The following is a 5,025-nucleotide window of genomic DNA, read 5'->3' on the forward strand; positions in this document are numbered from 1 at the left end:
GGCCCGGCGCTGCCGCCGCCAGCCGCGGGCAGCACCGTCGGCGGCGGTGTCAGCGGCGGCGTCGGTGGGGGCGGTACCGGGGGCGGCGCGGACAACACGTCCTCACGCCACTTCCGGCCCAGCATCCGCACCGGGGCCGGGTTGCAGCTTCGGGCCAGCGCCGCGGCCAACTCCCCCGCCGTCGGCCGGCGGTCAGGGTCGTCGACCAGGGCGGGCGCGACAGCGACGGCGACCGCGGCCGCGGCCGGCCCGGTGGCGTGCGGCATCGCCGCCAGCAGCAGACCAGCAAGATCACCGACGTCCACCGGTGGGGTGGTGGGCGGGCCGCCAAGGCCGGCGACACCCGTCCCCGCCAGCACCGGCCGGCCGTTCGGCTCGAGCAGGACGTCGGCGAGATCGAGCCGGCCGTGCACCACACCCGCGGCATGCGCCGCGGCCAGCGCCTGGGCCAGCGGCAGCCCGACCGTCACCACCTCACCCGGCTCCAGCCGCTCCCGGACGCCGAGCAGCCGGCCCAGGTTGACCGCCCCGTCGACCGGTTCCGACACCACCGCGATCCCCTCGGACGTGGCGATCACGTCGATGACCGGGACGAGGTGTGGGTGGTCGAGTTCGACCAGCAGACGCGCCGACCTCATGGCGGTTTCGCGACCGGCCGTGCCCGGGGGCAGCCTGACTCGCCGAACCGCGCACTCGGCCCCGGTGGCCACGACCCGGCCGGCCCACACGTCCCCGGCGCCGGCATCCCGGACCCGGGCGCGCAGCACCACCCCGGGCACGGGAGGATCGGCCGGATTCTCCCGTCCACCCCGGGAGCCGGCGGAACCGTACATTGAGGTCACAAAAAGTGACGGTAAGCCGAAAAAGCCATTCTGTGCAGTCCTCCCCCGCAAACTGTGGATAACTCGCGCCGCAAACGGGCCAGGGTACGGTGACCGCGGTGCACAGCGGGCATGCCGCATACGGCGCGAACACGGTAGAACACGCAGGCGGCAGGAATATGCCCGGGCAGACGGAACAGCCAAACCCGGACACGGACAGTCACGAATGGACGCGGGCACCGATGAGCACGGGCACGGGCGAACACGGCGCCGAGGAACACGACACGGAGGCCGGACGATGAACATCCTCGCGACCAGCGGCGGCTTCCTGCCGGACGGGCGCTGGGGCGCCCGGGTCGGCCCGCTGATCCGCCACGCGCTGCGCCTGGCCGGGCAGCCGGCCCGTCCGAAGCTGTGCCTGCTGGCCACCGCCGTCGGCGACGACCCGGCCGCCTACGCGCGCTACTACGCCGCGCTCGCCCGCGACACCCCACAGGTGCGCGCCTCCCACCTCGCGCTGTTCCCGATGCCGAACATCCCCGACGTCCGCACGCACCTGCTGGGCCAGGACGTGATCTGGGTGGGCGGGGGCAGCGTGGCGAACCTGCTCGCCGTGTGGCGCGCGCACGGCCTCGATACGATCATGCGGGAGGCGTGGGAGGCGTGGGAGGCGGGGGAGGCGTGGGAGGCGGGGGTGGTGCTCGCCGGGGTGTCCGCGGGATCGCTGTGCTGGCACGCGGGGGGCACCACCGACTCGTTCGGGCCGGGCCTGCGGGCGGTCACCGACGCCCTCGGCCTGCTGCCGTTCAGCAACACCCCGCACTACGACTCGGAGCCGGGCCGGCGTCCGCTCTACCAGAAGCTGGTCGCGGACGGGACGCTGCCGGACGGCTGGGCCACCGACGACGGGGTCGGCCTGCACTTCCGGGGAACCGAACTGGTGGAGGCCGTCGCCGACCGGCCGGACGTGTACGCCTGGCGGGTCGAGCGAATCCCGGCCGAGCCGGGCCCGCCTGCGGGCGGCGCCGCCGAAGGCGGTGTGACCAGCGGTGTGAGCAGCGATGGTACGGCGGACGGCGGTACGGTTGCCGGCGGTACGACCGGAGGTGTACGGGAAACGCCGGTCACCCCTCGGCTGCTGTCGGAAGTGTGACGCCTGCGGTGTCCTGCCGCGGGCGCTGGGAGGACACCGCAGGTGAGCGTAGCCTCATTTTCATGGAGGTCATGCGCCCAGGCCTGATGCCCTACGACGAGGCGTGGCGGTTGCAGCGCGCGTTGGCCGACCGGCGGATCGCCGACGAGGCGGCCGACACCCTGATCCTCCTGGAACATCCCAGCGTCTACACCGCCGGCCGGCGCACCCAACCGTGGGAACGCCCTTTCGACGGCACCCCGGTGGTGGACGTCGACCGCGGCGGCAAGATCACCTGGCACGGACCGGGGCAGCTCGTGGGCTACCCGGTGCTGCGGCTGCCCAGGCCGCTGGACGTGGTCGCCTACGTCCGCGCCCTCGAGGAGGCGCTGATCGCGATCTGCGCGGAGTTCGGGGTGCCGGCTGTCCGGGTGGCCGGGCGCACCGGGGTGTGGACCGCCGACGGGGAGCGCAAGCTCGCGGCGATCGGCGTCCGGGTGCGCTACCTGGTCGCCTACCACGGTTTTTCCCTCAACTGCTGTCCGGACCTCGGCGCCTTCACCAGGATCGTCCCGTGCGGCATCTCCGACGCCGGAGTGAGCAGCCTGAGCCGGGAGCTCGGCCGGGCCGTGACCGTCGAGGAGGCTCTGCCCGTCGTGGAACGCCACATGGTCGGGACGCTGACAGCCTTCACCGCTACCTCACCGACCGTGACCGACCTGCCGACGCCGGGCGCGGACGACCTGCCGGCACCCGACAGCGTGCCGCTGGCACGGGAGCCGGAGCTGGCCCGATGACCACCGACACCACGGTTACCAGCGCCACGCCGACCAGTACCGCGGTTACTGGCACCGCAGTGGCGGCCCCGGCCCCCGAGGGTCGGAAGATGCTGCGGCTGGAGGTTCGTAACGCGGCCACACCGATCGAACGCAAGCCGCCGTGGATCCGCACCCGGATGCGGACCGGGCCGCAGTACTCCGACATCAAGGGGCTCGTTCACGACAAGGGCCTGCACACGGTGTGTGAGGAGGCCGGCTGCCCGAACATCTACGAGTGCTGGGAGGACCGGGAGGCGACCTTCCTCATCGGCGGCGAGGTGTGCACCCGCCGGTGCGACTTCTGCCAGATCGACTCGGGACGCCCCGCCGCCTTCGACGCCGACGAGCCGCGCCGGGTCGCCGAATCGGTGCGGACGATGGGCCTGCGCTACGCGACCGTGACCGGGGTGGCCCGCGACGACCTGCCCGACGGCGGGGCGTGGCTGTACGCGCAGACGGTCCGTGAGATCCACACGTCCTGCCCGGGCACCCGCGTCGAACTGCTCATCCCCGACTTCCACGCCCGTCCGGAGCAGCTCGCCGAGGTCTTCGGGGCGGCGCCCGAGGTGCTGGCCCACAACATCGAGACAGTGCCGCGGGTGTTCCGGCGGATCCGGCCCGGGTTCCGCTACGAGCGGTCGCTGGAGGTGCTCCGGCGGGCCCGGGACGCGGGCCTGGTGACCAAGTCCAACCTGATCCTGGGGCTCGGCGAGGAGCCCGCGGAGATCCTGTCGGCCATGGCTGACCTGCTCGCCGCCGGCTGTGAGCTGCTGACCATCACCCAGTACCTGCGCCCCAGCCCCCGCCACCATCCGGTGGAGCGCTGGGTGCGTCCCGAGGAGTTCGTCGAGCTGCGCGCGCAGGCCGAGCGGATGGGGTTCGTCGGCGTGCTCGCCGGCCCGCTGGTGCGCTCGTCCTACCGCGCCGGCCGGATGTACCAGCAGGCGATCGAGCGTCGCGGCGACCTGGCCGGAAGCGGGGCCGGGAGCGAGACCACCGCTTCACCCAGCCCCACGACCGGCCCTTCAACGAGCCCTTCAACCAGCCCCGTGGTCGGCCTCACGGCCGGCTCCACGGCCAGCTGCGCGGACGCGGAAGGTGTCAAGGCGGGCATTCCCACCCCTGGCCACTTTAACTACGCAGAGTAATAACCGCGGTGGTGGGCACGTCGCGGCGGCACTAGTGTCATTCGACAGTAACCACTGCGCAGCGAGCAGATCAAGAACGAGATCGTGACCGACAGCGCGTCCGACCGGCCTGGGAGATCTACGTGATCCTGCTGAAGTCGCTACTGACCGCCGCCGAAGAACTGACTCTCCTCCTCCTCCCCCACGGCGGACAGCGGACGGCACGCCGTAACGCCTGGCGTGCCGCCGCCGACCTGCAGGTGGGTGCCGGCCGGCACGGCGAGCCCTCCTGGAAGGTCGTACGCGCCGTGCCACCGACCGCGGGACGGGTGGCCATCGCGACCGAACGTTGACTCCCGCCAGCTCGCTGGGCACCACGGATCGAGCTGTACCCGATTCAGGTCGTAGGCTCGCGGTCATGGCGCGCACAAACAGGTCCGGCGGCAGGGCGCCCGCCGCCGCGGGGACCACGGCGGGAAGCGGACGCAGGAAAGGGGCCGAGCGCAGGGCAGCCAGGGCTGGACGCCTCACGCAGCTGCGGACGGTGTTCCGGCTCACCCGGCAGCGTGATCCGCGAGCGGTGTGGTGGTCGCTGCTCGGCCTGGTGATCCCGGTGGGGATCGTCGGCGTGCTGCTCGGGCTCGTCGTCGGTCCGCTGTGGACGTGGCTGCCGATCGGGATCGTGCTGGGGCTGCTCGGCGCCGTGAACGTCTTCAGCCGCCGGGTCCAGAAGACCGCGTACGCCGAGATGGAGGGCCAGCCCGGCGCCGCCGCCGGGATCATCGAACGGATGCGCGGCGACTGGCGGCTCACCCCCGCCGTGGCGGTCAACCGCAACCAGGACGTCGTACACCGTGTGGTGTGCCGCGCCGGCGTGGTGATCATTGCTGAAGGTCGGGGACGCGGCCAGCGCGACCTGCTCGGCACCGAGGTCCGCCGCGTCCGCAAGGTGGTCGGCGAGACACCCATCCACGACATCGTGATCGGCAGCGGCCCCGGCGAGGTGCCCCTGCCGAAACTGCGGCTGACGCTGATGCGGCTGCCCCGCACCCTGCGTCGCGGCGAGGTGGACCCCCTGGCACGACGGCTACGGGCAGTGAGCTCGCCAACCCTGCCCATCCCCAAGG

The 5,025-nt window shown here is 72.7% G+C and carries 6 protein-coding genes; 5 read left to right on the forward strand and 1 reads right to left on the reverse strand.

The genetic code is table 11. The features are described 5' to 3' along the window. The coding region (locus tag CM1CMNOD_RS14880; RefSeq protein WP_242625457.1) for a protein kinase at positions 1–779 on the reverse strand (779 nt) is incomplete at its 3' end. 340 nt (positions 780–1,119) lie between these two features. On the opposite strand from CM1CMNOD_RS14880, the gene CM1CMNOD_RS14885 reads away from it, so the two are divergent. From CM1CMNOD_RS14885 to CM1CMNOD_RS14905, 5 genes are all read left to right on the forward strand, one after another. After that, complete coding sequence (locus CM1CMNOD_RS14885; RefSeq protein ID WP_131774042.1) at positions 1,120–1,974, forward strand: peptidase E; 855 nt, start codon at positions 1,120–1,122, stop codon at positions 1,972–1,974. Between the two features lie 62 nt (positions 1,975–2,036). After that, positions 2,037–2,750, forward strand: a complete 714-nt coding sequence (gene lipB, locus CM1CMNOD_RS14890; RefSeq protein WP_085948603.1) for a lipoyl(octanoyl) transferase LipB — start codon at positions 2,037–2,039, stop codon at positions 2,748–2,750. After that, positions 2,747–3,919: a lipoyl synthase gene (gene lipA / locus CM1CMNOD_RS14895; RefSeq protein ID WP_013874425.1), complete on the forward strand. Its 1,173-nt coding sequence runs from the start codon at positions 2,747–2,749 to the stop codon at positions 3,917–3,919. The genes lipB and lipA overlap by 4 nt, the downstream gene beginning before the upstream one ends. Positions 3,920–4,041: 122 nt before the next feature. Beyond that, positions 4,042–4,251, forward strand: coding sequence for a hypothetical protein (locus CM1CMNOD_RS14900; RefSeq protein WP_013874426.1), 210 nt, complete (start codon positions 4,042–4,044; stop codon positions 4,249–4,251). A gap of 65 nt (positions 4,252–4,316) precedes the next feature. Beyond that, positions 4,317–5,025, forward strand: a 709-nt coding sequence (locus CM1CMNOD_RS14905) for a DUF4191 domain-containing protein (protein WP_131774043.1), incomplete at its 3' end; no start/stop codon positions are given.

It is taken from the genome of Protofrankia symbiont of Coriaria myrtifolia (genome assembly GCF_900634755.1).
In the GTDB taxonomy this organism is placed as follows: Bacteria; Actinomycetota; Actinomycetes; order Frankiales; family Frankiaceae; genus Protofrankia; species Protofrankia coriariae.